The organism is Mesorhizobium sp. M7A.F.Ca.CA.002.05.1.1, assembly GCF_003998335.1.
In the GTDB taxonomy this organism is placed as follows: domain Bacteria; phylum Pseudomonadota; class Alphaproteobacteria; order Rhizobiales; family Rhizobiaceae; genus Mesorhizobium.
Genome location: NZ_RZQI01001691.1, coordinates 1 through 385 on the forward strand (window position 1 = coordinate 1; position 385 = coordinate 385).

General features: G+C 61.0%; 1 protein-coding gene. It reads right to left on the minus strand.

Translation table 11 applies throughout. The features are described 5' to 3' along the window. The coding region (locus EN939_RS37815; RefSeq protein ID WP_245473360.1) for a PfkB family carbohydrate kinase at positions 1-385 on the minus strand (385 nt) is incomplete at both ends.

The following is a 385-nucleotide window of genomic DNA, read 5'->3' on the forward strand; positions in this document are numbered from 1 at the left end:
ATTCTTGACGACGACCTCGCCAACCAATTTCCCGATCCGCTTAGCGGTCACTTGCGGCGTCGCATCCTCAAACAGCATCTGCTCGTCGGGAAAGGTTGGTAATGCGATATCAGTGACGGCAAGGGCTTCGACGATCGCTGCCTGCGCCTCCTCGCGCTCACGCCAGAGCCGCGGCCGGTAGTTGGGGTCGAAGGCGATAAGGGAACCAGCCGAACGCGCCTTGGCGACGGCCGCCAGCAACGCAGCGCGCGCGGCTTCGTCCAGAATTGCCAAAGTGATTCCGGAAAAATAGACAAGTGCCTGGTTTTCCAGGTTTTTCGATAATGCGGCCGGGTCCGAGGCAAGCTGCCGCGCGGCGGCGTCGCCACGCCAATAAGTGAAGGAG